Below are 25,860 nucleotides of genomic sequence, written 5' to 3'. Positions count from 1 at the left end.
TTCTCCCGACACGGGGGCCTCAATGCGCGGCGATGTGGCCGCGTCGGGAATGCTGGAACCATCATGGACGAGCCGAGCAACGGAGAGCCGGGCGGCGACCAGCCTGCCGGGCACACCGATGCGCGCTCGGGATTCCACCCGCTCCACCGCGCCTGGCAGGTCATCGCGAGAACAGCGACGAAGGCCTGGGGCGACTCGATCTTCGGCAAGGCCGCGACGGCCGCCTTCTGGCAGACCCTCTCGCTGCCTCCCCTGCTGCTCGGACTGCTCGGCAGCATCGGCTACGTCGGCGGCTGGTTCGGCCCCGACACGGTCGAGATCATCGAGTCGAAGATCATCACCTTCAGCCGCACGGCCTTCAGCGAGAGCGTCGTCGACCAGCTCATCAGCCCGACGGTGAACGACGTCCTCGGCCAGGGCCGACCCGAGATCGTCTCCGCCGGCTTCCTGCTGTCGCTGTGGGCGGGATCGTCCGCGATCTCCACGTTCGTCGACTCCATCGTCGAGGCGCACGGCCAGAAGGACGTGAGACATCCCGTCTGGCAACGGATCTTCGCGCTGCTGCTCTATGTGATGTTTCTCATCGTCGCGGTGTTCGTGCTGCCGCTCGTCGCACTGGGCCCCACCCTGATCGGGCAGGTGCTACCGCGGTCCTGGTATTCGTTCGGGACAGAGGCGGTGGATGCCTTCTACTACCCGGCCGTCGGCCTGCTCCTGATCATCGGCCTGACCACCCTGTACAAGGTTGCGCTGGCCAAGTCCCTGCCCTGGCACCGACTGCTCGGCGGGTCGCTGCTCGCGGGCGTCTTCTTCATGGGCGCGAGCACCGTCCTGCGCTGGTACCTCTCCTGGATCACCCAGACCGGCTACACCTACGGCGCGCTGGCGGCACCGATCGCCTTCCTGCTGTTCACGTTCTTCCTTGGCTTCGCGGTGGTCCTCGGCGCCGAGTTCAACGCGACCATCCAGGAGTTCTGGCCGGCCAGGGCCACCCGGATGGAGCAGATGCGGGAGTGGCTCGCCGCGCAGGCCGCGGCGGCCGCACGGGCGCCCGACGGCGCGTCCGTCGGGCCCGTCACGAATCTCACCAGGCGACTCGCGGGCGGCCCGATGCGGATCGCCGGACCGGACCGCGGCAAGCACGAGGCCGCCGAGGACGCGTCCACCGTCGACGCGGCCGACGACACCGACGGCGGCCGCTGTCCGGTCGTGGCGGCTCAGTCGCCCGCGCGCAACCCGTCGTAGATCTTCTTGCATTCGGGGCACACCGGCGAGCCGGGCTTGGCCGATTTGGTCACCGGGAAGACCTCACCGCACAACGCGACGACGTGGGTACCCATCACCGCGCTCTCGGCGATCTTGTTCTTCTTCACATAGTGGAAGAACTTGGGGCGGTCGTCATCGGTGGACTCGTCGGTGGTGGTGTCGGGACGTTCCTTGGTCTGAGTGCTCACCCGTCCATGATGACGCACTCCCGCGCGGTGGGCGAGCCCCCGGTAGTGCATTCGACTGCGGAGAGTGGGAAGGTGGACAGATGGCATCGAGTTCGGATTTCGACCGCGCGAAGGGCAACGACGACGCGTCGGGAAACCCGGTTCTCATCACCGATGCGGCCCAGTCGTTCTACGACGAACAGCGCGTCCGGGTCCGCAAGTACACGATCCTGATGGCGATCCGGATCCCGGCACTGGTGCTGGCCGCGCTGGCATACAGCGAATGGGCCAACCCCTGGATCAGCCTGGCCATCATCGGCATCTCCGTCCCGTTGCCGTGGATCGCGGTGCTGGTCGCGAACGACCGCCCGCCGCGCAAGGCCGACGAGCCGCGCCGCTACGACCGCCAGGCCCCGACCCCGCCCGCGATCGAATCGCAGCAGCACCCCACGATCGAGGGCTGACGTTTCGGCATCGACCGCCGACCCCGCCGCCACGAGCTGACAAACTGTGGCGGTGAACCGAGAACTGCTCTCCGCCTGCGCACCGCTCCGCGAGGCCCTGCACCGCACCGAGTACACCGCCGACGCCCTGCTGGAGATGCTCGGCTCCGACGCACACGATGCGCTCGGCCGCAGCGAACCCGTTCCTGTGCGGCTGGCCAGCCGCACCGCGGGCGATCTCGGGGTACTGACGAGGCTCTTCCTGTTGGCCGATCCCTGCCCGGCGGCGGAGGTCGCCCGCGCGCTGCGGCCGCTCGATCTGGACAGGGCCGTGGCCGTGGGACTGCTCGAGCGCTCGGGCGACGAGGTCCGGGCGGCGCTCGACCTGCGGCCGCTCGACCTCGGCGCGGGCGACCGATGGGTGCTCTCCGACCTGGACGGCAGCATGGGACCGCGGACGACGGCGCCCGATCACGTGCTCGGCGTCGGGCACGCGTCGCTGTCCCTGCTTCGCGCCACCCCGACCACCCCGACCGGTTCGGTGCTCGACCTGGGTACCGGCTGTGGCATCCAGGCGCTGCACGCAGCCGGGTACGCGCGGTCGGTCACCGCCACCGACATCAACCTGCGCGCGCTCGACCTGTCGGCTGCGACGTTCGCGCTCAACGAGATCGACGTCGAACTGCTCGGCGGTCCGTGGTTCGAGCCGGTCGACGGCCGCCGCTTCGACCGGGTGGTCGCCAACCCGCCGTTCGTGGTCGGCCGCGGCCGGGTCGAGCACACCTACCGCGATTCCGGGCTCGATCTCGACGGCGCGAGCGAACTGATGGTCTCGAACGTGCTCGACCATCTCGAGCCGGGCGGCACCGCATCCATGCTGGCGTCCTGGGTGCGCGTGCGCGGCGAGGACTGGCGGTCGCGGATCGCGTCCTGGCTGCCCGCGCACGGCGTCGACGCCTGGATCGTGCAGCGCGACGTCGCCGACCCCGCGCTGTACGTGGGCACGTGGATGCGCGACGGCGGCCTGGATCCGCGTGACCCGGCGACCGCGGCGCAGGCCGAGGCCTGGTTGGCCCATTTCGAGGCCGCCGATGTCGAGGGCATCGGCTTCGGCTTCGTCTACCTGCGGCGCACGGACGAGCCAAGCGATGTGCTCGCCGAGGACCTGCGGCACGGCTTCACCGATCCGCTCGGCGGCGAGGCGCTCGGCTATTTCGACCGGCTGGCCTGGTTGCGCGAGCGTGACGTGCTCGAACAGCGCTTCAGGCTCGAGCCGACGACCGCCCTCGAGCGGGTGTCGCTGCCGGGCGAGGAGGGCTGGCAGCAGGTCGTGGCCCGGGTGCACCGCGGCAGCGGACCGAACTGGCAGCACGAGGTGGACGATCTGACCGCCGCGCTGCTCGGTGGAATGCGGCCGGACTCGCTGGCGTTGAACGAGTTGCTCGAACTGCTGGCGGCCGCGAACGGCGAAGATCCCGACGAGCTCGCCTCCGCCGCCATCCCGCTGGTGCACTCGCTGGTTCGGCACGGGCTGGTGCTGCCCGCGGAGTTCCCGCGGTAGTTCCCGGTCGGTTCCCCCGGCCCGTCTTCTCAGCAACTTCTCAGGACCGCCGACGCAAAAATGCAGGTCAGAAGTAATTCCGTGGATCACACGCGGGAACTTTGCACGGTGGCGCGGCGTTGAGCCATATGAGACACCACCGATGAGGAGGCAGGTCATGACAAGCCCCACCACCACCCGCCGGCTGCGCCCCAGCGCCGAGGATCTGGATGCCCAGAGCCCCGCTGCGGACCTGGTTCGCGTCTATCTGAACGGGATCGGCCGCACCGCGCTGCTGACCGCCGCGGATGAGGTCGAGCTGGCCAAGCGGATCGAGGCGGGTCTGTACGCCGCACACGTGCTCGAGACCGGCAAGAGGCTGACCGCCGCCAAGAAGCGTGACCTCGCCACCATCGTCCGCGAGGGCCAGTCGGCGCGCAGCCACCTGCTCGAGGCGAACCTGCGGCTCGTGGTGTCACTGGCCAAGCGGTACACCGGGCGCGGAATGCCGTTGCTGGACCTGATCCAGGAGGGAAACCTGGGCCTGATCCGCGCGATGGAGAAGTTCGACTACGCGAAGGGCTTCAAGTTCTCCACGTATGCGACCTGGTGGATCCGCCAGGCCATCACCCGTGGCATGGCCGATCAGAGCCGCACGATCCGGCTGCCAGTGCACCTGGTGGAGCAGGTCAACAAGCTGGCCAGGATCAAGCGTGAACTGCATCAGCAGCTCGGCCGCGAGGCCACCGACGAGGAGCTCTCGAACGAATCGGGAATCGCGGTCGCGAAGATCGCGGACCTGCTCGACCACAGCCGGGACCCGGTCAGCCTCGACATGCCGGTCGGCAGCGACGAGGAGGCGCCGCTCGGCGACTTCATCGAGGACGCCGAGGCCACGTCGGCCGAGAACGCGGTGATCGCGGGCCTGCTGCACAGCGACATCCGGTCCGTCCTCGCCACCCTCGACGAGCGCGAGCAGCAGGTGATCCGGTTCCGGTACGGTCTCGACGACGGCCAGCCGCGCACCCTCGATCAGATCGGCAAGATCTTCGGGCTCTCCCGCGAGCGCGTCCGCCAGATCGAGCGTGAGGTGATGGGCAAGCTCCGCGAGGGCGACCGCGCCGAGCGGCTGCGTTCCTACGCGAGCTGATACTCCCGCCCACAGTCCGGTGCGCTGACCATCCCCCTGAGTGTCAGCGCACCCCCCGCCGGTCGATCCGACCCGCTCCTCCCCCTCGGAGCGCAAGGATCGGCCGGCGCGACTGCGTTGCGGGCGCTAACGCAGCCGGCGCGGACCCAGGTCGGCCCGGCTCGGCTCGGGGCCGATCCGAACCCGGGTGTCGGTGATCTCGGCCCCCATCGCACTGGCCAGCACCGGCTCGCAGACGAGCTCCCGCACCTCGGGCAGGTCGTCGGCGAGCGCGGAGACCCGCTGAACCAGATCGACCAGGGCGCTCTTGTCGACCGGCGCCGCATTCCGATAGCCGGACAGCAGCGGCGCGGCCTTCGGGGCGTCGATCAGTTCGGTCGCCTCGTCCTCCGTCAGCGGCAGCACCCGGTAGGCGCGGTCACCGAGCAGATCCGAGATCACCCCGCGAGTCCGAACGAGATCAGCGAACCGAAGGACGGATCGTCCTGCACCCCGACGACGCAGCCGATTCCCTTGTTCGCCATCTTCTGCACGTGCAGAAGCGGTTCCGCAGACGCCACGGAAAGCGCGCGGTAGGCGTCGCGCACCGCGTCGGGGGTGCTGACGTCCAACCGCACGCCGCTGAGGTCGGGGCGGTGCCGCCACCCCTCGCGGGTCGCCTTGACCGCGACGGGAAAGCCGAGCGCCTGCGCCGCGGCGACCGCTTCGTCCTCGGAGCGCGCCAGCGTGAAATCCACCACCCGCAGGCCGTAGCAGGCCAGCAACTCCGACGCCTCGAAATCCGTCAGCCAGCGCCCCTCGCCCGCGCCCAGCCACGACTGCACCAGCGCCTCCGCGCGGTCGGAGTCGATACCGCTCGGGCGGACCACCTTCGAGGCAGGCCGCGACCTCCACTTGGCGTAACGCCAGGCGCGTGAGAGCGCCAGGGCGGCACGCTCCGGCCCGGGATACGACGGGACCGACCCCCTCGTGGGATGACCGTCCTCCCCTCGGACCGCCAGCACATCCGGGATACCTTCCGCGGCAAGAAATGTCGTCACGATCGGCTTGCTGCTGTCCCGGGCCGCATCGCGCAGCGCCTTCGCGTACGGCTCGACGTCCACGCTCACCGGCGGCACGAACACCGCGAAGACCGAGTCCACCTCGGCCGACTCCAGCGCGGCGCTCACCGCACCGGCGAACTCCGCCGGCGTGGACTGCGCGGCCAGGTCGACGGGCTTCGCCGGCTCGAGCCCCTCGCTGCGGGCCGCTCCCGCGGCCAGCACGCCGAGCGCCGACGAGTTGCCCACCACCGCGACCCTCGGCCCCGCGGGCAGCGGCTGGTAGCCGAGCAGCACCGCGCAGTCGAAGAGCTGGGCGATCGAGCCGACCTGCACGACACCCGCCTGCTCGAACAACGCCGACACCACGGAGTCGTCGATCTCGACCCCGTTCGCGGCGAGTGCCTCGGGCACGGCGTGCCTGCCGGACTTCACCGCCACGATCGGCTTGTTCCTGCCGACCCGGCGCGCGATCCTGGAGAACTTGCGTGGGTTGCCGAAGCTCTCCAGGTACAGCAGCACCACCTCGGTCTCGGGGTCCGAGTCCCAGTACTGCAGTAGATCGTTTCCGGAGACGTCGGCGCGGTTGCCCGCCGAGACGAAGGTGGACAGACCGAGCTGACGGCGCGCCGCCTCGTCGAGGATCGCGATGCCGAGCGCGCCGGACTGGCAGAAGAACCCGACCCGGCCCGGCGGCGGCAGTTCGGGCGCGAGGGTGGCGTTGAGCCGAACGGCCGCGCTGGTGTTCGCGACACCGAGTGCGTTGGGACCGACCAGTCGCATCCCGTGCGCTCGTGCGGCGTGCACCAGCCGTCGCTCGGACTGGCGTCCGTCGGGTCCCGCGTCGCTGAACCCACCCGACACCACGACCAGCGCCTTGACGCCCTTCGCGAGGCAGTCGTCGAGGACCGAGTCGATGGCCTCTGCCGGAACCGCCACCACCGCGAGGTCCACGTCGTCGGGAATGTCGTGCACCGTCGGGTAGGCCCGCACCCCCGCACGGAGCGGTTCTCGGCGTTGACCGGGTAGACCGGCCCGGTGAACCCGGCCCCGAGCAGGTTGCGCAGCACCGCATTGCCCACCTTCGCTGCGTCGGTCGACGCGCCGATCAGGGCGACCGACTGCGGGCTGAGCAGGTTACGGACGCTCCGCGCCTCCGTGGCCCGTTCGCGAGAATTACGAACCGTGACAAGGGTTTCGGTCGGATCGATGGCGAACTCGAGCCGCAGCACTCCCCCCTCGTAGGTCCGGCTGACCTGATACCCGGCCTCGCGGAACACGGTCACCATGTTCCGGTTCTCGGCGAGCACCTCGGCCACGAACATGGTCAGGCCGTTCTCGGCGGCGGCCGCGGCCAGGTGCTCGAGCAGGATCGGCCCCAGCCCGCGTCCCTGGTGCGCATCGGCGACCACGAACGCGACCTCCGCGGACCTGCCGTCACCGACGTCGAGCAACCGCTCGTACCGGCCGACCGCGATGATCTCGTCGCCGAGCACGGCCACGAACGCGACCCGGTCCTTGTGGTCGACGGTGGTGAACCGCTTGAGGTCACGCTGCGACATCGTCGGGTACGGACCGAAGTAGCGCAGGTAACGGGTGCGCTCGGACAACTTGGCGTGGAAGGCGATCAGCCGGTCTGCGTCGTCCGGCGAGATCGGCCGCAGGGCCGCGACTCCGCCGTCGGTGAGCAGCACGTCCGCCAGCCAGTGTTTGGGGAACGGTGCACGCGATTCGGCGTCGGTACCCCCGGTCACGGGCTCAGTCACGGGATCCTCCGGGTCGAGGCCGAGCAGCGGGAAGGCAGCGCGACGGGTTGCGGCGATCGCCGAATCCACCCGGACCAGAGCGCGATCCATCGATTCGACGCCGGTCTCCGGGGTGCCGCCGGGTCCGTCCCAGGACAGGTACGTCGCCTCGCTGCCGTCGCCCATCGTCTCCGGCAGCTCGACGCTCGGCGCCAGCGTCGAGACCCGGTCGCGCCAGGACTGCGGCACCGCGAGCGCGGGATCGATGTCGCGGTCGAGCGCCGCGGCGATCAGGTGCGTCCACGCGCGCGGGACCACCCGCACCAGCCCGTAGCCGCCACCGCCGACGGCAAGCCAGCGACCCTCCGCGTACCGATCCGCGAGCTGACGCATCGCCAGGAACGCCGCCCGCTGACCGTCGACCGTCAGCGAGAGGTCTGCCAGCGGGTCCTCCCTGTGGCTGTCCACCCCGCACTGGCTGATCACGATCTGCGGCTTGAAGGCCCCCATCGCCGCAGGAACGACGGCGTGAAAACCCCTCAGCCACACCGAATCCACGGTTCCCGGCAGTACCGGCAGGTTGATCGTCGCACCCTCGGCCGCGCCCGATCCGACCTCGCTCGACCATCCGGTGTTCGGCCACAGCGTGGCCGGGTGCTGATGGATGGACACGGTCAGGACCCTGGGGTCACCGAGGAAGGCATGCTGGACGCCGTCCCCGTGATGGGCGTCGACGTCGATATAGGCGATGCGATCGAAACCGTTGTCGAGCAACCACGAGATCGCGATCGCTGCGTCGTTGTAGACGCAGAATCCGGAGGCCCAGTCGGACATCGCGTGGTGCATCCCGCCCCCGATGCTGACGGCCCTGCGGGCCCGGCCCGACGCGATCTCCTTCGCCGCGGTGAGCGTTCCACCTGCGAGAATCGCGCTCGCCTCGTGCATCCTGGGGAAGATCGGGTTGTCCTCGGTACCGAGTCCGTGCGGGGCCACATCGCCATCCGCGCGGGCGTCGGCCAGTCCCTGCAGTGGCCCCGCTCCCGCCGCCTTGACCGCGGCGACGTAGGCGGGGGTGTGGATCCGCAGCAGGTCCGCGTCGGTGGCGGCGGCGGGGCGGACCATCTCGGCACCCTCGATGAGACCGAGGCTCCGCGCGAGGTTCATCGTCAGCTCGAGTCGGGTGGGGTTCATCGGGTGGTCGGCGCTCCACCGGTAGCTGAGATAGTCCGGACTCCAGACGACGGCCCGGTCCGAATTCGGGTGCGCATGCCCCACCGGGGGCTGGAGGTCGAGGCCATACGATCCACGCTACTTGCGCGCCGCGGGAAGAGGCGAGGGCGGGTGGCGTTGCGTCAGAGTGAGTGCAACGCCGATTCCCGCACGCATGCCGGTAGAATCGGCCACAGACGAAGGGGCGTGCAGGTGAAGGATCTTGTCGACACGACGGAGATGTACCTCCGTACCATCTACGACCTTGAAGAGGAAGGCGTGGTGCCGCTGCGGGCACGTATTGCCGAGCGGCTCGAGCAGAGCGGTCCGACGGTGAGCCAGACGGTCGCCAGGATGGAACGCGACGGTCTCCTACTGGTGGCCGGTGACCGCCATCTCGAGTTGACCGACAAGGGTCGTGGGCTCGCGATCGCCGTGATGCGCAAGCACCGGCTCGCCGAGCGACTGCTCGTCGATGTGATCGGACTCGACTGGGACCAGGTGCATGCCGAGGCCTGCCGCTGGGAGCACGTGATGAGCGAGGAGGTCGAGCGCCGTCTGGTCGAGGTGCTCAACAACCCCACCACCTCGCCCTATGGCAACCCGATCCCGGGACTGGACGAACTCGGACTGAATCGGCCCGCCGACAACGGCGAGACCCTGATCCGCCTGACCGATGTGCCGCCCGGGCAGCCCACCGCTGTGGTGGTGCGCAGGCTCGCCGAGCACGTGCAGTCCGATCCGGAGGTGATCGGCCGCCTCCGCGAGGCGGGCGTCGTCCCCGACGCACGCGTGACGGTGGAGACCAAGCCGGGTTCGGTGACCATCACCGTTCCGGGACACGAGGGTTTCGACCTGTCCGAGGAGATGGCGCACGCAGTCCAGGTCAAGCAGGTCTAGCGGCGTGCGACTCCTGGTCACCGGCGGTGCCGGCTATGTCGGCAGCGTGTGTGCCACCGTCCTGCTCGAACGCGGCCACGAGGTGGTCGTCGTCGACGATCTGTCCACCGGGAACGCGGATGCGGTACCGACCGGAGCCGAGTTCGTCGAGGGCGACGTCGCCGAGGTCGCCTCGTCCGTTCTCGGCGACGGGTCGACCGAACCCCGCTTCGACGGCGTGCTGCACTTCGCGGCGCAGTCGCTCGTCGGCGAATCGGTCGTCGCGCCCGAAAAGTACTGGCGCGGAAACGTCGTCGCCACGATCGAGCTCCTCGAGGCGATCCGGGTCTCCCGCACCCCGAAGCTGGTCTTCTCCTCGACCGCCGCGACGTACGGCGAGCCGGAGCGCTCCCCGATCACCGAGACGGATCCGACGAGGCCGACGAACCCTTATGGGGCCACGAAGCTGGCGATCGACCACGCGATCACCTCGTATGCCAACGCGTACGGACTCGCCGCCACCAGCCTGCGCTACTTCAATGTCGCGGGCGCGTACCGCGGCGCCGGCGAAAACCGGGTGGTGGAAACACATCTCATCCCGCTCGTGCTGCAGGTTGCCCTCGGGCAGCGGGACAAGATCTCGGTCTTCGGCACCGACTGGCCGACCGAGGACGGCACCGCGGTCCGCGACTACATCCACGTCCTGGACCTCGCCGAGGCGCACCTGCTGGCGCTGGGGGCGGCGACCCCTGGCACACACAGCATCTACAACCTCGGCAGTGGGGCCGGTTTCAGTGTCCGCGAGGTGATCTCGGCCTGCCAGCGCGTCACCGGGCTGCCGATCGCCGTGGAGGACGCCCCACGCCGTGCGGGCGATCCCGCGGTCCTCATCGCCTCCAGCGAGCGGGCGATCGCCGACCTCGGCTGGCAGCCGCAGCACACCGACCTCGACGAGATCGTCGCGGATGCCTGGGAGTTCCTGCAGCAGTTGGGCGACAGGTCGCACGCACACCGCGGCTGACCCACCCGTTCGACCGCCGATCACGCCGATACCACCCCACGGGAGGTATCGGCGTGGCACGCTGCCACGATGAGTTTCTCCGTCCGCAGGCGGCGCGGGTTCGCGCGCGCCCTGGTGGGTATCGCGATCGCGACCGTGATGCTGCCCGCCCCGCTCGCGTCCGCGACGACCGGGTCCGATGCCGGGTCGACCGGGTCACTGCAATCGAGCGGGCTGGCCGATGCCGTCAATCCGGATTGGATGGGCCGACTGCCCGACGGGGACGGCCTCGCGGGGCTGTCGCTGCCCGGTACCCACGACACGATGGCCTCGGGGCCTCCGTGTTCGCACAGACCCAGGATGCCGACCTGACCACCCAGCTGAGGGCCGGGGTTCGCGCCGTCGACATCCGCACCCGGCATTTCCGGAATGTGTTCCCCATCCATCACGGGGTCGAGTACCTGAACTCGAACTTCACCGACGTGGTGGTCGCGCTCACCGACTTCCTGAGCGCACACCCGACCGAGTCCATCGTCATGCGACTCAAGGAGGAGTACACCCCTGCGGAGAACACTCGCAGCTACGAGGACACACTGAACTGGTACCTGAACGAGAACCCCGAGACCAGGGACCGGCTCCAAGAACGTCTGTGGCGCCCGGCCGCCGGATACAGCGGCGGCCTGCCCCGCCTCGGCGAGGCCCGCGGCAAGATCGTCGTCCTCCGGGACTTCGACGCGATCGCGTGGCCCGGGCCCCGGTTAGGCGATGCGAGCATGGCGATCCAGGACACCTACGAGCTGACCGGCCCGGCCGACATCGGCCGCAAGTGGGAGCTGATCCGTGCACAGTTCGAGCGAGCCCGGACCGGGTCCCCCGACATCCTGTTCATCAACCATCTCAGCGCCACCGGAAACCCCGCAGCCCTGGTGACGGGCACGGTCCCGGTCACCGTTGCGCGCGGCGCCCCCGGTGTCGTCGGGATCCTCCCCCGCACCGAGGAGTACCTGAAGGCCGACGGCCCCGGACGGCTGGGCGCGGTGATGGCCGACTTCCCGACCGCGGAACTGGTGACCGAGATCATCGAGCAGAACTTCCGCTGACCTGCCACGACGCTCAACCGCCTTCGATCGGCGGCGGCATCCGCACCCCGATCCTCGCGGCCTCGTCGAACCCGGTCACCGCGAGCCCCGTGATGGTCTCCGGCCGCATGCCGGACTGCAACGCGGCGTCGAGCATGCCCGCCAGCCGGTGCCGCGGGTTCGCCTCCAGCGCCGCGACGAGGGCCACCCCCGCCATCGGCCCGTCCCCGCGCGCGTAGGCGCTGTAGCCGAGCAGTGTCGCGGGCTCGGCGCGCTCCGGATCGGGCAACGCCCGGGCCAGCAGGATCCACAGCTGCTCGGCCGCGTCGGCCTCGGCGGTCACCGCGAGCGACAGCAACGCGTCGCGCACCCGCGGGTTCGACAGCGCGCTGGCCAGGTCCGCGAGATCGTGGAGCTGCAACGCCTGTCCGGAGGCCAGCTCCTCGATCCGGGTGAGCACCAGCCGCAGTTCGTCGCGTGGGCGCGAACGGCACGCTGGCCGGACGCGCAGCAGCTCCGCGAGACGGGCGCGCTCGCGCTCCGGCCGCCGGGCCACGACTGCTTCCAGTTCCTCGCGTGAGGACCGGATCGCGCGCCCGCCGACCACCTGGGCGAGCGCGACACAGGAGGCCGCCGGGTCCGGGAGCCGTCCGCGACGGGCGTCGCCGCACAGACCTCGCCACGGCCGTCCCGCCGCGATCTCGGGGACCACGAGCGCTCCCACCAGAACGACACCGCGACCGCTCAGGTGCAGATCGAGTTCACCGACCACGGCATGGTGCATGCCGGTCGCCCGCCGCTCGTCGACGAGCACCGCGATGACCGCACCGATGTCCTCTCGTGCGCAGACGAGGGACATCCGCTCGATGGCCTCCCGATCGAGCGCGCCGACCGCGCCGTCCGGCAGGTCGTGCCGCATCACCGCCCGCACCCGGGCCGGGCCGTCGCCGCCGCCGCCGTCGAGACAGACGAGGACCAGTGAATGTGCGGGCCGAAACCCCAGCATCGCGGGGATCGCCGCGATCAGGTCACCGGGGTCGCCGATTCGGACCGGCTGGTCCGGATGCATGGTTGTCATGGCCATGACCATGCCGCCCTGCCCCGACCGGGCCACGGCCGCGACCTGCGTCTTCACCGGGCCTGTGGAGGGAAAACGGACTATCCACAGGTTCGGTCGGTCAGGCCGCGTTGACTCGCTGCACAGCCTCCGTGAACACCTGGTCGAGCACCACCGTGTCCGGTTTTCCGTCGCCGAACGACATGTATGTCGCCGAAACCCGCACGTCATCGATCTGCGCGACGAGCGTGAGCATCGACTGGGTCACCTTCCCCTCACCCTTGCCCGAGGTCACGGTCTGTCGCATGGCGATGGTGTCGTCCGCGTTCAGCGGCGGCGCAGGCAGGATTTCGGTCCGTACGACCGCCTCGGCGCCGTCCTTGGTGGTGGTCACCTCCAGGCACCGCTCGATCTCCCCGGTGCGCTTGTCGAGCGGCAGATCCGATCGCATCAGCTCCACCGAGATGGTGGACCTGTTCGCGTTGTCGGTGCCGACGATCATCGCGGTGCCGTCCGGGCCGTAGTCCTGGGCGGGTGGCTTGCACCCGGGCGGGTCGACCTTCGCGCCCGGCGGGATCCCGTCCAGGTCCGCGGCGGCCTGCGAGACGGCATGTGGCGGCAACACGATCGCCTGGTACGGCGCCGGAAAATCGGTCGGGGTCAACAACATCGACTCCAGGGTCGCATCCACCCGGCCGTCCTCGCCTGCACCCGCAGACGACGAGGGGCCGGATGCGGACGAGGGGCCTGCGGCGGCCACCGGGCTCGCCATGCCGTCCACCGTGGACGAACACCCGGCGACACCAAGGCATGCGCCCATGGCGAGGCCCGCGATCAGGATGCGGCGCTTCAACGGAAAGTCCTCCAGTACTCGCGGGACACTGCCCCACCACTGTGCCACCTCCGCCTGCCGGGTCGCCGCAGGCCGGCTGCGGTGTCGTCGAACGGCAGTTCGCTGTCAGCACAAAACGCCGGTTCCGGGAATGAATGTGACGCCGCGGCACGTTTTTCCGATATCGGGTGTGGGTGCTCGCAGCCGTGTGGGGGACACTGAGAGTGAACGAAACGCGAAGGGATCACTGATGGACGATCAGTCGAGGATGTACGAGCTGGAATTCCCGGCACCCCAGGTGTCCGCGGGCGACGGCCGAGGGCCGGTGCTGGTGCATGGTCTCGAGGGATTCTCCGACGCGGGACACGCGGTGAAGATCGCCACCACCCACCTCCGCGAGAGCCTGGAGACCGAACTCGTCGCGTCGTTCTCCGTGGATGAGCTGATCGACTACCGATCGCGTCGACCCACGATGACCTTCAAGGCGGATCATTTCTCCGACTACGACGAGCCGGAGCTCAACCTGTATGCGCTCCGCGACACCGCCGGAACGCCGTTTCTGCTGCTCGCGGGCCTGGAGCCCGACCTGAAGTGGGAACGCTTCACGACGGCGGTGCGGCTGCTCGCCGAGCAGCTCGGGGTGCGACGCACCATCTCCCTCGGCGCGATCCCGATGGCGATCCCGCACACCCGCCCGCTCGGGGTGACGGCACATTCGACCAACAAGGACCTGATCGGCGAGAACCAGAGCTGGTCCGGGGAACTGCAGATCCCGGGCAGCGCCTCCGCGCTGCTGGAGCTGCGGATGGCCCAGCACGGTCACGAGTCGATGGGCTACTCGGTGCACGTGCCGCACTACCTGGCACAGACGGACTATCCGGCGGCCGCGGAGACGCTGCTGGAGAACCTCGGCGAGATCGCGGACCTGGAGCTGCCGCTCGCCGCACTCGGCGAGGCGGCCGCCCGCGTCCGCGAGCAGGTCGACGCGCAGATCACCGGCAATGACGAGGTCCAGTCCGTCGTCGCCGCCCTCGAACGCCAGTACGACTCGTTCGTCGCGGCGCAGGAACGCCAGTCCACCCTGCTCGCAGGGGAGGCCGACCTGCCCAGCGGCGACGAACTCGGCGCGGAATTCGAGAAATTCCTCGCTGAGCAGGCCGGACTGGACGAGAAGACCGACCGAGACGAGCCTGATCTGTGACTCGGTTGCACAGTTACCCGGCGGGCCGACCCCCGAACTATACGATCGCCCAAGTCAGTGACTTAGGGGTCGGCACAGCCGGCGACAGAGGAGGCGACATGAGTGAACGCAAGGGCCGCGCCTTGCGGCCGGTTCCGAACACCGAACCGCGCCTCGTCTTCCGGACCGTGCACGGGTACCGGCGGGCCTTCCGGATGGCGGGCGAGGGTCCGCCGATCCTGCTGATCCACGGCATCGGCGACAACTCGTCGACCTGGAACGACATCATCCCGCACCTCGCCAAGCACTTCACGGTGATCGCGCCCGACCTGCTCGGCCACGGCCGTTCGGACAAGCCGCGTGCCGACTACTCCATCGCGGCCTACGCGAACGGGATGCGGGATCTGCTCACGGTGCTCGGCTACGACCGTGTCACGGTCATCGGCCATTCGCTGGGCGGCGGCGTCGCGCTGCAGTTCGCGTACCAGTTCCCGCAGATGATCGAACGCCTCGTGGTGGTCTCCGCCGGGGGCGTGACCAAGGACGTCAACCCCGCGCTGCGCTTCGCATCGCTGCCGATCGCGAACCAGTCGCTGCGCCTGCTGCAGATCCCCGGCACCATCTCCGCCCTCAGCGTGCTCGGCAAGATCGCCGACCAGCTGTACCGCGGGCCCTTCAAGGCGGTGCGGGTCTTCCACGACGCGCCCGACCTGGTGCGGGTGCTCAGCGACCTGCCCGATCCCACCGCGCGAGAGGCCTTCCTGCGCACGCTGCGTGCGGCCGTGGACTGGCGTGGCCAGGCGATCACCATGCTGGATCGGTGTTACCTGACCGCCGACCTGCCGGTGCAGATCATCTGGGGCGACGTCGACTCGGTGATCCCGGTCAGCCATGCCCACCTGGCGCACTCCGCGATGCCGGGCTCACGCCTGGAGATCTTCCGCGGTAGCGGCCATTTCCCGTTCCACGACGACCCCATCCGGTTCCTGCAGGTGGTCGAGGACTTCATCGCGAGCACCGCACCGCTGGAGTTCGATCCGGCGAAGTGGCGGCAGATGCTCGTCGACGGCGTCGGCGAATCGCAGATCACCGGCACCGATTCCACCCGCGAGGCCGTGCTGGAGGCGATGGGCTCGGACGAGCGCAGCGCGACCTGACTCCGGCAAGGCCGTAACCTGGGTCGGTGCTGCTCTCCGACCTGGTCCCGCGAGTCCCGATGCCGACTCGCTCTTCGACGCCTTCTCACGGTGGACGGCCGAGCAGGGCCTGACCCTGTATCCGGCGCAGGAGGAGTCGCTGATCGAGGTGGTCTCGGGCGCGAACGTCATCCTGTCGACGCCGACCGGGTCCGGCAAGTCGATGGTCGCGATCGGCGCCCATTTCGCGGCGCTCGCCGAGGGCAGGCGCACCTACTACACCGCACCGATCAAGGCGCTGGTGAGCGAGAAGTTCTTCGCTCTCTGCGAGGTGTTCGGCGCCGAGAACGTCGGCATGATGACCGGCGACGCCTCGGTCAACGCCGGCGCGCCGATCATCTGCGCCACCGCAGAGATCGTGGCGAACCTCGCGCTGCGGCAGGGCGCCGACTCCGACATCGGCCAGGTCGTGATGGACGAGTTCCACTACTACTCGGAGCCGGACCGCGGATGGGCCTGGCAGGTCCCGCTGATCGAACTCCCGCACGCCCAGTTCCTGCTGATGTCCGCGACGCTCGGTGACGTCTCGTTCTTCCAGGAGGATCTGACCCGCAGGACCGGGCGCCCCACAACGCTGGTCGGCGGCACCGAACGGCCGGTGCCGCTGTCCTTCTCGTATGCCCGCACCCCCATCGGCGAGACCATCGAGGAACTGGCCACCACCAACCAGGCACCCGTGTACGTCGTGCACTTCACCCAGGCCGCTGCGCTCGAACGGGCGCAGGCGTTGACCAGTGTCAACATGAGCAGCCGGGAGGAAAAGGACGCCATCGCGGAGGCGATCGGGAGTTTCCGGTTCAGCACCGGTTTCGGAAAGACGTTGTCCCGCTTGGTCCGGCACGGCATCGGCGTGCACCACGCAGGCATGCTGCCCAAGTACCGCAGGCTCATCGAGAAGCTCGCGCAGGACGGACTGCTCAAGGTCATCTGCGGAACCGACACCCTCGGCGTCGGCATCAACGTGCCGATCCGGACCGTGCTGCTGACCGGACTCACCAAGTACGACGGCACAAGGACCCGGCACCTGCGGGCCCGGGAGTTCCATCAGATCGCGGGCCGGGCAGGCCGGGCCGGCTACGACACCATGGGCACCGTGGTGGTGCAGGCCCCTGAGTACGAGATCGAGAACCACCGGCTCGTGGCGCGGGCCGGCGACGACCCGAAGAAGCTCAAGAAGATCCAGCGCAAGAAGCCGCCGGAGGGCTTCGTGTCCTGGGGGGAACCGACGTTCGAGCGACTCGTCTCCGCTTCCCCCGAGCAGCTCACGTCCCGCTTCCGGGTCTCGAACTCGATGCTGCTCAACGTGATAGCCCGCCCTGGCAACTGCTTCGGCGCGATGCGTCACCTCCTCGAGGACAGCCACGAGACCCGTCCCCAGCAGCGCAAGCACATCCTCCGGGCGATCGCGCTGTACCGCGGGCTGATCCAGGCAGGCATCGTCGAGCAGCTCGATGCACCGGACCCGGACGGGTCATGGGCCCGGCTGACGGTGGACCTGCAGCGCGACTTCGCACTCAACCAGCCGCTGTCGCCCTTCGCGCTGGCCGCGATCGAACTGCTCGACCAGGAGTCGGTGACCTACGCCCTCGACGTGGTGTCGGTGATCGAGTCCACCCTGGACGACCCCCGCCAGATCCTGATGGGCCAGCAGCACCATGCCCGCGGCGAAGCGGTCGCGCAGATGAAGGCCGACGGCATCGAGTACGACGAGCGGATGGAGCTGCTCGAGGAGATCACCTGGCCGAAACCCTTGGAGGAACTGCTCTATCCCGCGTTCGAGATGTACCGCGGCGGGCACCCCTGGGTCTCCGAGTTCTCCCTCTCCCCAAGTCGGTGGTGCGGGACATGGTGGAGAACGTGATGACCTTCGCCGAGCTGGTCAGCCACTACGGGCTGGCCCGCTCCGAGGGCCTGGTGCTGCGCTATCTCGCCGACGCCTACCGCGCGCTGCGTCAGACCGTGCCCGACGCGGCCCGCACCGAGGAGCTCGAGGACATCACCGAGTGGCTGGGTGAGCTGATCCGCCAGGTCGATTCCTCGCTGCTGGACGAGTGGGAGCAGCTCACCAATCCGGGCGTGGAGTCCGACGATCAGCAGATCGCGTTCGGCGCCGACATCCCGCGCCCGGTCTCCGCGAACACCAGGGCCTTCAAGGTGATGATCCGCAACGCGATGTTCAAGCGGATCGAGCTGGCCTCGCGCAAACGCTGGGACGCGCTCGCCGAGCTCGGCGACGGACTGGAGTCGGAGGACTGGTCCGATCTGATGGAGCTGTACTTCGACGAGTACGACGAGATCGGCACCGGACCCGATGCCAGGGGACCGCAACTGTTCTCGGTCCAGGTGGAGCCGGAGCTGTGGCGGGTGCGCCAGACCATCGCCGATCCGCAGGGCGATCACGGCTGGGCGCTGGTCGGCGAGGTGAACCTGGCGGAGTCCGACGCGGCAGGCGAGGTGGTGTTCGACGAGTTCGAGGTCGTCGAGGGTGAGCGCGATGCTGCTGCGCGGGGCCCGGTTGGGGCCGGGCGAGGCGCCGACGGATCTGATGGTCACCGGCGACCGGATCGGCGGCGACGGCTCCACCGCGTCGGATGTCGTCGATCTCGGTGGGCGGCTGGTGCTCCCGGGCCTGTGGGACGCGCACGTGCACCTCGACCAGTGGGCACTCTCACGCGCCGCGCTTGACCTGTCGGGCGCAACCTCGGCCGCGCACGCCGTTCGGTCGATCGCGGAGTACCTGCCCTCAGCCGACACCGCGGTCGTCGTCGTACACGGGTTCCGGGACGGCCTGTGGCCGGACTCCCCCACCGCCGCGCTGCTGGACGCGGCCACCGCCGACCGCCCGGTCGTCGCGTTGAGCGGCGACCTGCACAGCGGCTGGTTCAACACCGCTGCGCTGCGGCGCTTCTCGCTCGCGCCGCACCCGAGCGGCCTGCTCACCGAGACCGAGTTCATGCCGATCATGAACGACGTGCAGCGAGTGGACCCGGCGGTGCTCGATCGCCGTGTCGACGCGGCGGTACGGGCCGCGGCCGCGCGCGGGGTTGTCGGGGTGACGGACTTCGAGATCGCCGACAACCGCGCGGTATGGGCGAGGCGGATCGCCGCGGGCACCGACCTGCTGCGGGTGCGCTGCGGCATCTGGCCGCGGTGGCTCGACCAGGCGATCACCGACGGCGTTGGCACCGGGGACGCGGTGCCCGGTACCCGCGGGCTGGCCACGGTCGGGCCGATGAAGGTGATCGTGGACGGTTCGCTCGGCACCAGGACCGCGTACTGCCACGCCCCGTATCCGGGCGGCGGGAACGGGGTGCTGTCGGTGCCGCCGCGCGAACTGGTCGGGCTGATGTCGCGGGCCACCCGTCACGGGCTCGAGTGCGCGATCCACGCGATCGGCGACCAGGCATGCGAGCACGTGCTCGACGCCTTCGCGACCACGGGTGCACACGGGTCCGTCGAGCACGCGCAACTGGTGGCGGAGAAGGACTTTCGGCGGTTCGCGGAGCTGGGTGTGATCGCGAGTGTCCAGCCCGCACACGTGCACGACGACGCGGACCTGGCCGAACGTTACTGGGCCGGCCGCACCGGCCGGTCGTTCCCGTACGGCTCGCTGCTGTCCTCGGGTACGCGGTTGGCGTTGGGCTCGGATGCTCCGGTGGCGCCGCTGGACCCGTGGCTGACCCTTGCCGCCGCGGTGGACCGCACCCTGCCGGACGGCCGGGTGTGGCACCGCGAGCACGAGATCCCGTGGGAGGTTGCCCTCGCCGCGTCGACCGGCGGCCGCGCGAGAGTCACGAACGGCGACCTCGCGGACCTGGTGGTGCTGGACACCGACGAGCTCCCGACCACCGGTGCCTGCCTGGCCTCGATGCCCGTGTGGGGCACGATGCTCGGCGGGCGGTGGACCTACGAACCGGCGGCCTAGTCCTCGTTCGGGTGGTGGATCGGCTTCGCGAACCGCTGCTTGCGGTTCGACTGCTCGCGGCGGGTGGCCTGCTGCTCCTTGATCCGCTTCTCCTCCTTGCGGACCTCCACCAGGGACTTGCGCTCGGCCTGCAGCCAGTCCGGCTGATCGGCGAGCAGCGCCTCGATCTGAGCGGTGGTGAGCGCCTCTTCGACGCCGCCGCGGGCCAGCCCGGCGATCGAGACACCGAGCTTGTCGGCGACCACGGACTTCGGGTGCGGGCCCTCGGCGCGCAGGTCGATCAGCCACTGCGGCGGGTTCGTGCGCAGCTCGGCGAGCTCGTCGCGAGTCACCACACCGTCGCGGAACTCGGCGGGGGTTGCCTCGAGGTAGACGTCCAGCTTCTTCGCGGCGGTCGCCGGCTTCATCGTCTGGGGTGTCTTCTGCGCGCTCATGGGGTTCAGCCTATCGAGCTGCCACCCGAGCTCCCCGCCCCGGTAGCCTGGCGGAATGACCGAGCCCGATGCGCCCACCCCGTTCCGGCTCGCCTATGTGCCCGGCGTCACCCCGTCCAAGTGGGTGCGGATCTGGGGTGAACGCCACCCCGACGTCCGGCTGGAGCTGGTCGACACCACCGCGGCCGACGCGCCGACCCTGCTGCGTGACGGCCTCGCGGATGCCGGCCTGGTGCGGCTGCCGATCGACAGCGTCGGCCTGAGCGTGATCGCGTTGTACGAGGAGACCCCGGTCGTGGTGGTGCCGAAGGACCACGTGGTCACCGCTGCCGACGAGGTGTCGACGGCGGACCTGGAGGGCGAGATCGTGCTGCACCCGCTCGACGACGCCCTGGACTGGGAGTCGCTGCCGGGGACGCCCGCCGCCCAGCGGCCCGCCACCACCGCCGACGCGATCGAGCTGGTCGCGGCCGGGATCGGGGTGCTGGTGCTGCCACAGTCGCTGGCCCGGCTGCACCACCGCAAGGACCTCACCTACCGCACCGTCACCGATGCGCCGGAGTCGCCGGTCGCGCTGGCCTGGCCGCAGGACGCGACCACGGACAGGGTGGAGGAGTTCGTCGGGATCGTGCGCGGCCGCAGCGTCAACAGCTCCCGCGGTCGCGACGCGCAGGAGCCCGCCCCCAAGCGCACCGCCTCCCAGAAGGCCGCCGCGAAACAAGCGGCGCGCGCCAAGGCGGGCAAGACCCCGACCCCCGGAACACCAAGGGCGGCAAGCCCGCCAAGCGCGGCAGGCGCTGACGCGCCTGTGCGCGGTTGACGAGTCCTGACACTCGTCAACCGCGCACGGGCGGCGTAGCCGCCTAGACCTCGATGATCATCGCGATGCCCTGGCCACCGCCGCCGCAGAGGGCGGCCGCGCCCTTGCCGCCGCCGCGCGCCTTGAGCGAATGCGCCAGGGAGAGGACGATCCTCGCGCCGGACATGCCGACCGGGTGCCCGACCGCGATCGCGCCTCCGTGGATGTTGACCTTGTCCGCGTCGACGCCGAGCTGACGCATCGACGCGATCGCGACGCCGGCGAACGCCTCGTTGATCTCGAGCAGGTCGAGGTCGGCGACGGTGGTCTCACCGTCTCGCTTCAGCGCCGCCTCGATGGCGTTGGCGGGCTGGTGCAGCAGGGAGGTGTCGGGGCCCGCGACCAGGGCGTGCGCCTTGATCTCGGCGATCCACTCGATGCCGCGTGCCTCGGCGACGTCCTTACGCATCACGATGACGGCGGCCGCGCCGTCCGACAGCTGCGAGGACGCACCCGCGGTGATGGTGCCGTCCTTCGCGAACGCCGGACGCAGCTTGCCGAGGGAGTCCACGGTGGTCCCCGCGCGGATGCCCTCGTCGTCGGCGACGGTGACGGCGCCCTTCCGGGACGCGATCTCCACCGGCGCGATCTCGGCCGCGAACGCGCCCGACTCGGTCGCGGCGGCGGCGAGGCGGTGCGAGCGGGCCGCGAACTCGTCCTGCTCGGCGCGGCTGATGTCCTCCGACGCCTGGTAGCTCTCGGTGGACGCGCCCATCGACACGCCGTCGAACGCGCACACCAGCGCGTCCCGGTCCAGGGCGTCCTCGAAGCCGGTGGTGCCGTACTTCAGTCCGGTCCTGGCTCCGCGTACCAGATACGGCGCGTTCGTCATCGACTCCATGCCGCCCGCGACCACGACGTCGGCGGCGCCGGTGGCGATCAGCCGGTCGGCCTGCATGATCGCCTCGAGGCCGGACAGACAGAGGTTGTTCACGGTGGTGGCGGGCACCGTCATCGGCAGGCCTGCCGCGACCGCCGCCTGCCGCGCCGGGTTCGGGCCGACACCGGCCTGCACCACGGTGCCCATCACCACTGCGTCGACACCGTCGGTACCGAGGCCGCTGCGTTCGAGGGCGGCGGCGATCGCGCGCCCACCCAGCTCCGCCGCCGTCAGCGACGCCAGCGCGCCGGAGAGCTTGCCGATCGGGGTCCTGGCCCCCGCCACGATGACACTGGTGCTCACGCCTGAATCTCCTTCGTCGTTCGATCGCCGCACGCCGGTGCGGGTTCGATCCATCGTCCCAGGGCCTCAGCGTTCCCCGTCGACCCGGTAGCGGATCAGGCGGGAACTGTTGGCCACCACGGCTACCGAGGACGCGTTGTGCAGGATCGCCGCGAACACCGGGGACAACGCGCCGCCCGCCCCGACCAGCAGGCCGAGCGCGTTGACGGCGATGGACATCGAGTAGTTCTGCCGGATCAGGCGGACCGCGTGACCCCCGAGGTCGCGGACCTCGAGCAGCCTGGTCAGATCATCGCTCGCGAGCGCGACGTCAGCGGTCTCGACGGCGACGTCCGTACCCGCCAGGCCCATCGCTATCCCGATGTCGGCCGCGGCGAGAGCGGGTGCGTCGTTGGTGCCGTCGCCGACCATTGCGACCACATGGCCCTCCGCCCGCAGCCGCTGCACGACCTCGAGCTTGTCGTCGGGGAGCACCTCGGCCCGCCACTCCTCGATACCCAGCTCCGTCGCGACCGCGGCGGCCGTCTCCGGATGGTCGCCGGTGAGCATGATCACCCGCCGCGCCCCGGTGGCCCGCAATCGGTCCAGGACCGATTGCGCCTCCGGTCGCAGCTCGTCGCGCAGGCTGATCAGGCCGACCAGCCTGCCGTCGACCGCCAGCAGCAGCGGGGTCTCCGCCCGGCGACGTAACTTGCCGACCCAGTCGGCGGCCCGTTTCGACACCCGCACGTTCTCCGATTCCAGCAGCGACACGCTGCCGAGCAGCAGTGTCCTGCCGTCGGCCCAGGTGCGCATGCCCAGCCCGACGAGCACCTCGCACTCCTGGTGCGGCGGGATCTCGATGTGCCGTTCCGCCGTCGATCGCAGCACCGCCTCGGCCAGCGGATGCCGCGAGTGGATCTCGGAGCTCGCGGCGTAGGCCAGCACCTGATCGGGTCGCCAGTCCTTCGCCAACGCGACGATATTGGTCACCACGGGCCTGCCGACGGTCAGGGTTCCCGTCTTGTCGAAGACGAACGCGTCCACCCGGCCTGCGTCCTCGAGGTGCGAGCCGCCCTTGATGAGGATCCCCCGCCGGGCGCCGTTGCCGATGGCCGCGCTGATGGCCGTCGGCGTCGCGAGCCCGACCGCGCACGGGCAGGCGACCAGCAGCATGGTCATCGCCCGGCGTACGTCCCGCGTCGCCGCCAGTGTCAGCGCGGAGAGCACGAAGGAGGCGGGGACGAACCGGCGCGAGAAGTTCTCCCCCACCGTCTGGATCGCGGCCCGGTCCTCCTGCGCCTCCTCGACGCGGGTGATGATCCGACCGATGGTCGTGTCGTCACCGACCGCGTCCGCACGCACCACCAGCCTGCCCCGCATCACCACCGACCCTGCGTGCACCCTTACCCCTGCGACGATGCTCGCGGGCAGCGTCTCGCCGGTGATCGCGGACCGGTCGACGATGGCCTCACCCTCGATCACAATCCCGTCGACCGCGAGGGCGACGTGCTCGTGCACGATCACCTCGTCGCCGATCTCCAGTGCGTCGATCCCGACCTGGATCTCACTCCCGTCGGCGGTCAGGACCCAGGCGGTGTCCTGGGTGCCCTTGAGCAGGTCCGAGATGGCGCGTCGGGTACGGCGCAGGGTCAGATCCTGAAGGTACTCACCGATGTTCAGGAGCCACAGCACGGTCAGGGCGACGACGTTCTCGCGGAGCACGAGGCTGGCGACGGTCGCGGCCGAGACCAGCGCATCGGTGCCGGGCGCCCTGCTGCCGCGCAGCGCCCGCAGCGCCCCGCGCAGGAACGGGTATCCCGTGAACACCGTCGCCCCTGTGGCCACGGCGCGTCCGGCGGGGCCGAGCAGCGCGGGCCTCCCGAGCGCGTACCTGCGGAAACCGAGAAGCACGAGCGCCACCCCGCCGACCGCCATCCGCACGACGTCCGCATTGCCGATGTCCGCGGAGGTCGGCGCCCGATCCGGTACCAGGGCGTCGGGGATGAGCCTGCTGTCGCGGATGGCCGCCGCGAATCCGTCCCGGTCGGCGGTGCGGGGCGAGTACCAGATGACGATCGAGGCGGTGCGCGGATAGGCGTGCACGGCCCGCACCCCGGTCAGGGCGCCGACGGCGTCCTCGACGGCGACCGCCCGCGGTCGGCTGCCCCGCAGCCACGGCGCGTGCATCCGCACCCGCCCACCCGCGTCGGAGAGGACAGTCAGGTCGCCGACCGTGGTCGGAACCTGATGCAGCACCGCCGGTTCCGCGGACATCTCGCCCTAGTGAGCGTGCCCGTGGCCCGCGTCCGCAACCCCTGGCGGCGGCACCTCTTCACCGAGTCGCTCGCGCGCTTCGGCCACCACGTCTGCCATCGTGAGACGGGCGGACTCCGCGCCTTCCTCCGCCTTGCGGGCGCCGCGCAGGCCCCATTCGGTGGCCGTCACGGCGGCCTCCCGCAGCGGCGCTCTCGCGACGATCCGCCGCGCCCCGTTGTAGGCGGCGACACCCACGGCTCCGGTGACGACCGTCGAGGCGGCCTTGATGATCAGTCCGTGCAGAGGCATCGTCGTTCCTCCTGCTGGTGCGGCGTATGTCCATTGTGACGCACCGACACGCAATCGCGGAGCCCTATCGCGAACCCACGGACGGCGGCGCGGCGGCGCCGGGCGCGACAGTCCGCACCACATCGGCGAGCCTGCGGTAGCCGTCGGCCCGCCCGCTGGAGGAGCGGAACACGAGGCCGATCGTCCGGCCCGGCGCCGGGCTCGCGAACCGGGCCGTGGCGAGGTCACCTCGGCGGGTCTCCACCGGGACCGCCGAATCCGGCACCAGGGTCACCCCGAGGCCGCCTGCGACGCACTGCACCACGGTCGCGAGCGAGGTCGCCCTTGTATCCCCGACGACGGATGCGCGTCCACCGATCGGCACAGGTCGAGGGTCTGGTCACGGAGGCAGTGCCCCTCGTCGAGCAACAGCAGCGGCAGGTCGTCGAGCACCTGTGGCGACAGGTCGACCCGGCCGGCCAGCTCGTGGTCGCCTGGCACCACCATCACGAAATCCTCTGTGTAGAGGGGGATCTCCACCAACCCGGTCGCCTCCGACGGAAGCGCAAGGACCGCGACGTCCAGCACGCCCGCGCGCAGCGAATCCAGCAGCCGCGCGGTCTGGTCCTCGATCACCTGCGGCACCACGGCCGGCAGCTCCGCACGCATCGCAGGCAGCAGAGCGGGCAGCACGTACGGCGCGACGGTCGGGATCAGACCCATGCGAAGCGGGCCGCCGAGCCGGTCCCCCACGCCCGCCGCGGTGGCGACGAACCCGTCCGCGGCTTCGAGGATCATCTTCGCCTGCGCGAGCAGCTGGGTGCCTGCGTCGGTCACGAGCACGCGACGCGTGCTGCGCTCGATCAGCTGCACCCCGAGCCCGTTCTCGAGCGCCGCCAGCGCCTGCGACAACGTGGGCTGGCTCACATTCAATCGCGCTGCCGCGGTACCGAAGTGGCGGTATTCGGCCACCGCGACGAAGGCACGCAGCTGCGACAGTGTGGGTTGATAAGTCTGATCAGCCATACCTATCAGTGTAGTGGCATATATCGCCTTTACCTTTTGAAAGGTTTCGGGCACTATGGACTCATACCAAAGAGCGCAGGTCAGCGGGGAACCGCGGGACCCGCTCCCGGTATCGAAATCACCC

The 25,860-nt window shown here is 70.1% G+C and carries 19 protein-coding genes and 4 pseudogenes; 13 read left to right on the top strand and 10 right to left on the bottom strand.

Annotated elements, in window-relative coordinates; genetic code table 11:
* Positions 1-63 precede the first annotated feature (63 nt).
* Positions 64-1,245: a YihY/virulence factor BrkB family protein gene (locus BTZ20_RS11180; protein ID WP_077041409.1), complete on the top strand. Its 1,182-nt coding sequence runs from the start codon at positions 64-66 to the stop codon at positions 1,243-1,245.
* Here BTZ20_RS11180 and BTZ20_RS11175 read toward each other — a convergent pair.
* The gene (locus BTZ20_RS11175; RefSeq protein WP_077041408.1) at positions 1,218-1,454 is read right to left on the bottom strand and encodes a DUF3039 domain-containing protein; all 237 of its coding nucleotides are present in this window, start codon (positions 1,452-1,454) and stop codon (positions 1,218-1,220) included. The genes BTZ20_RS11180 and BTZ20_RS11175 overlap by 28 nt on opposite strands.
* 80 nt (positions 1,455-1,534) lie before the next feature.
* Here BTZ20_RS11175 and BTZ20_RS11170 point away from each other — a divergent pair, with 80 nt between their 5' ends.
* The 3 genes from BTZ20_RS11170 (at position 1,535) to BTZ20_RS11160 (ending at position 4,566) form a co-directional block, all read left to right on the top strand.
* A complete protein-coding gene (locus tag BTZ20_RS11170) occupies positions 1,535-1,897 on the top strand; it encodes a DUF3099 domain-containing protein (RefSeq protein ID WP_077041407.1) in 363 nt (120 codons plus the stop codon).
* A gap of 52 nt (positions 1,898-1,949) precedes the next feature.
* The gene (locus BTZ20_RS11165; RefSeq protein ID WP_077043634.1) at positions 1,950-3,437 is read left to right on the top strand and encodes a methyltransferase; all 1,488 of its coding nucleotides are present in this window, start codon (positions 1,950-1,952) and stop codon (positions 3,435-3,437) included.
* A 157-nt stretch (positions 3,438-3,594) separates the two neighbouring features.
* Positions 3,595-4,566: a sigma-70 family RNA polymerase sigma factor gene (locus tag BTZ20_RS11160; protein ID WP_077041406.1), complete on the top strand. Its 972-nt coding sequence runs from the start codon at positions 3,595-3,597 to the stop codon at positions 4,564-4,566.
* Between the two features lie 126 nt (positions 4,567-4,692).
* Here the strand turns inward: BTZ20_RS11160 and BTZ20_RS28000 are convergent.
* Positions 4,693-7,372: pseudogene (locus BTZ20_RS28000) on the bottom strand (GNAT family N-acetyltransferase).
* Positions 7,373-8,542 (bottom strand): annotated as a pseudogene (locus BTZ20_RS27225) (acetoin utilization protein AcuC); the annotation flags it as partial.
* Positions 8,543-8,773: 231 nt separating this feature from the next.
* Here BTZ20_RS27225 and BTZ20_RS11145 point away from each other — a divergent pair.
* From BTZ20_RS11145 to BTZ20_RS11135, 4 genes are all read left to right on the top strand, one after another.
* The gene (locus BTZ20_RS11145) at positions 8,774-9,460 is read left to right on the top strand and encodes a metal-dependent transcriptional regulator (RefSeq protein ID WP_077043633.1); all 687 of its coding nucleotides are present in this window, start codon (positions 8,774-8,776) and stop codon (positions 9,458-9,460) included.
* Positions 9,461-9,464: 4 nt separating this feature from the next.
* Positions 9,465-10,460, top strand: coding sequence for a UDP-glucose 4-epimerase GalE (galE, locus tag BTZ20_RS11140; protein ID WP_077041405.1), 996 nt, complete (start codon positions 9,465-9,467; stop codon positions 10,458-10,460).
* A 69-nt stretch (positions 10,461-10,529) separates the two neighbouring features.
* Entirely contained in the window at positions 10,530-10,811 is a 282-nt protein-coding gene (locus BTZ20_RS27995) for a hypothetical protein (protein WP_223263724.1), read from the top strand.
* Positions 10,781-11,539 (top strand): phosphatidylinositol-specific phospholipase C, encoded by a 759-nt coding sequence (locus BTZ20_RS11135; RefSeq protein WP_223263723.1) that lies wholly within the window; start codon positions 10,781-10,783, stop codon positions 11,537-11,539. Before BTZ20_RS27995 ends, BTZ20_RS11135 begins: the two co-directional genes overlap by 31 nt.
* A 13-nt stretch (positions 11,540-11,552) precedes the next feature.
* Here BTZ20_RS11135 and BTZ20_RS11130 read toward each other — a convergent pair whose 3' ends face one another.
* Entirely contained in the window at positions 11,553-12,653 is a 1,101-nt protein-coding gene (locus BTZ20_RS11130) for a DUF4192 domain-containing protein (RefSeq protein WP_223263722.1), read from the bottom strand.
* 43 nt (positions 12,654-12,696) lie between these two features.
* Complete coding sequence (locus tag BTZ20_RS11125) at positions 12,697-13,428, bottom strand: DUF5642 family protein (protein WP_411269124.1); 732 nt, start codon at positions 13,426-13,428, stop codon at positions 12,697-12,699.
* Between the two features lie 229 nt (positions 13,429-13,657).
* Here BTZ20_RS11125 and BTZ20_RS11120 point away from each other — a divergent pair, with 229 nt between their 5' ends.
* The 4 genes and pseudogenes from BTZ20_RS11120 (at position 13,658) to BTZ20_RS11105 (ending at position 19,708) form a co-directional block, all read left to right on the top strand.
* Complete coding sequence (locus BTZ20_RS11120) at positions 13,658-14,608, top strand: proteasome assembly chaperone family protein (protein ID WP_027499525.1); 951 nt, start codon at positions 13,658-13,660, stop codon at positions 14,606-14,608.
* A 98-nt stretch (positions 14,609-14,706) separates the two neighbouring features.
* Positions 14,707-15,744, top strand: a complete 1,038-nt coding sequence (locus BTZ20_RS11115) for an alpha/beta fold hydrolase (protein WP_077041404.1) — start codon at positions 14,707-14,709, stop codon at positions 15,742-15,744.
* Positions 15,745-15,770: 26 nt separating this feature from the next.
* Positions 15,771-18,270: pseudogene (locus BTZ20_RS11110) on the top strand (DEAD/DEAH box helicase); the annotation flags it as partial.
* A 7-nt stretch (positions 18,271-18,277) separates the two neighbouring features.
* Positions 18,278-19,708: an amidohydrolase gene (locus BTZ20_RS11105; RefSeq protein WP_077041403.1), complete on the top strand. Its 1,431-nt coding sequence runs from the start codon at positions 18,278-18,280 to the stop codon at positions 19,706-19,708.
* On the opposite strand, the gene BTZ20_RS11100 is transcribed toward BTZ20_RS11105, so the two are convergent.
* Positions 19,705-20,142, bottom strand: coding sequence for a DUF5997 family protein (locus BTZ20_RS11100; RefSeq protein WP_077041402.1), 438 nt, complete (start codon positions 20,140-20,142; stop codon positions 19,705-19,707). The two genes, BTZ20_RS11105 and BTZ20_RS11100, sit on opposite strands and share 4 nt — an antisense overlap.
* A gap of 55 nt (positions 20,143-20,197) precedes the next feature.
* Between BTZ20_RS11100 and BTZ20_RS11095 the strand changes: the two genes are divergently transcribed.
* Entirely contained in the window at positions 20,198-20,962 is a 765-nt protein-coding gene (locus BTZ20_RS11095; RefSeq protein WP_083742624.1) for a LysR substrate-binding domain-containing protein, read from the top strand.
* 43 nt (positions 20,963-21,005) lie between these two features.
* On the opposite strand, the gene BTZ20_RS11090 is transcribed toward BTZ20_RS11095, so the two are convergent.
* The 4 genes and pseudogenes from BTZ20_RS11090 to BTZ20_RS11075 form a co-directional block, all read right to left on the bottom strand.
* Entirely contained in the window at positions 21,006-22,184 is a 1,179-nt protein-coding gene (locus BTZ20_RS11090) for an acetyl-CoA C-acyltransferase (RefSeq protein ID WP_189636635.1), read from the bottom strand.
* A 66-nt stretch (positions 22,185-22,250) separates the two neighbouring features.
* Positions 22,251-24,440, bottom strand: a complete 2,190-nt coding sequence (locus BTZ20_RS11085) for a heavy metal translocating P-type ATPase (RefSeq protein WP_077041400.1) — start codon at positions 24,438-24,440, stop codon at positions 22,251-22,253.
* A 6-nt stretch (positions 24,441-24,446) separates the two neighbouring features.
* Complete coding sequence (locus BTZ20_RS11080; RefSeq protein ID WP_077041399.1) at positions 24,447-24,731, bottom strand: DUF1490 family protein; 285 nt, start codon at positions 24,729-24,731, stop codon at positions 24,447-24,449.
* A gap of 64 nt (positions 24,732-24,795) precedes the next feature.
* Positions 24,796-25,736 (bottom strand): annotated as a pseudogene (locus BTZ20_RS11075) (LysR substrate-binding domain-containing protein).
* Between the last annotated feature and the right edge of the window lie 124 nt (positions 25,737-25,860).

It is taken from the genome of Rhodococcus sp. MTM3W5.2 (assembly GCF_001984015.1).
Classification (GTDB): Bacteria; Actinomycetota; Actinomycetes; order Mycobacteriales; family Mycobacteriaceae; genus Rhodococcus_G; species Rhodococcus_G oryzae.
The sequence above is the reverse complement of the archived record's forward strand: the minus strand, read 5'-3'. Positions and strand labels throughout refer to the sequence as shown.

What these genes read in the sequence shown, in the direction of transcription:
- BTZ20_RS11160 (WP_077041406.1), top strand. Translation starts at nt 3,595, where the DNA reads ATGACAAGCCCCACCACCACCCGCCGGCTGCGCCCCAGCGCCGAGGAT.
- BTZ20_RS11085 (WP_077041400.1), bottom strand. Translation starts at nt 24,440, where the DNA reads ATGTCCGCGGAACCGGCGGTGCTGCATCAGGTTCCGACCACGGTCGGC.
- BTZ20_RS11170 (WP_077041407.1), top strand. Translation starts at nt 1,535, where the DNA reads ATGGCATCGAGTTCGGATTTCGACCGCGCGAAGGGCAACGACGACGCG.
- BTZ20_RS11105 (WP_077041403.1), top strand. Translation starts at nt 18,278, where the DNA reads ATGCTGCTGCGCGGGGCCCGGTTGGGGCCGGGCGAGGCGCCGACGGAT.
- BTZ20_RS11115 (WP_077041404.1), top strand. Translation starts at nt 14,707, where the DNA reads ATGAGTGAACGCAAGGGCCGCGCCTTGCGGCCGGTTCCGAACACCGAA.
- BTZ20_RS11100 (WP_077041402.1), bottom strand. Translation starts at nt 20,142, where the DNA reads ATGAGCGCGCAGAAGACACCCCAGACGATGAAGCCGGCGACCGCCGCG.
- BTZ20_RS11120 (WP_027499525.1), top strand. Translation starts at nt 13,658, where the DNA reads ATGGACGATCAGTCGAGGATGTACGAGCTGGAATTCCCGGCACCCCAG.
- BTZ20_RS11180 (WP_077041409.1), top strand. Translation starts at nt 64, where the DNA reads ATGGACGAGCCGAGCAACGGAGAGCCGGGCGGCGACCAGCCTGCCGGG.
- BTZ20_RS11080 (WP_077041399.1), bottom strand. Translation starts at nt 24,731, where the DNA reads ATGCCTCTGCACGGACTGATCATCAAGGCCGCCTCGACGGTCGTCACC.
- BTZ20_RS11095 (WP_083742624.1), top strand. Translation starts at nt 20,198, where the DNA reads ATGACCGAGCCCGATGCGCCCACCCCGTTCCGGCTCGCCTATGTGCCC.
- BTZ20_RS27995 (WP_223263724.1), top strand. Translation starts at nt 10,530, where the DNA reads ATGAGTTTCTCCGTCCGCAGGCGGCGCGGGTTCGCGCGCGCCCTGGTG.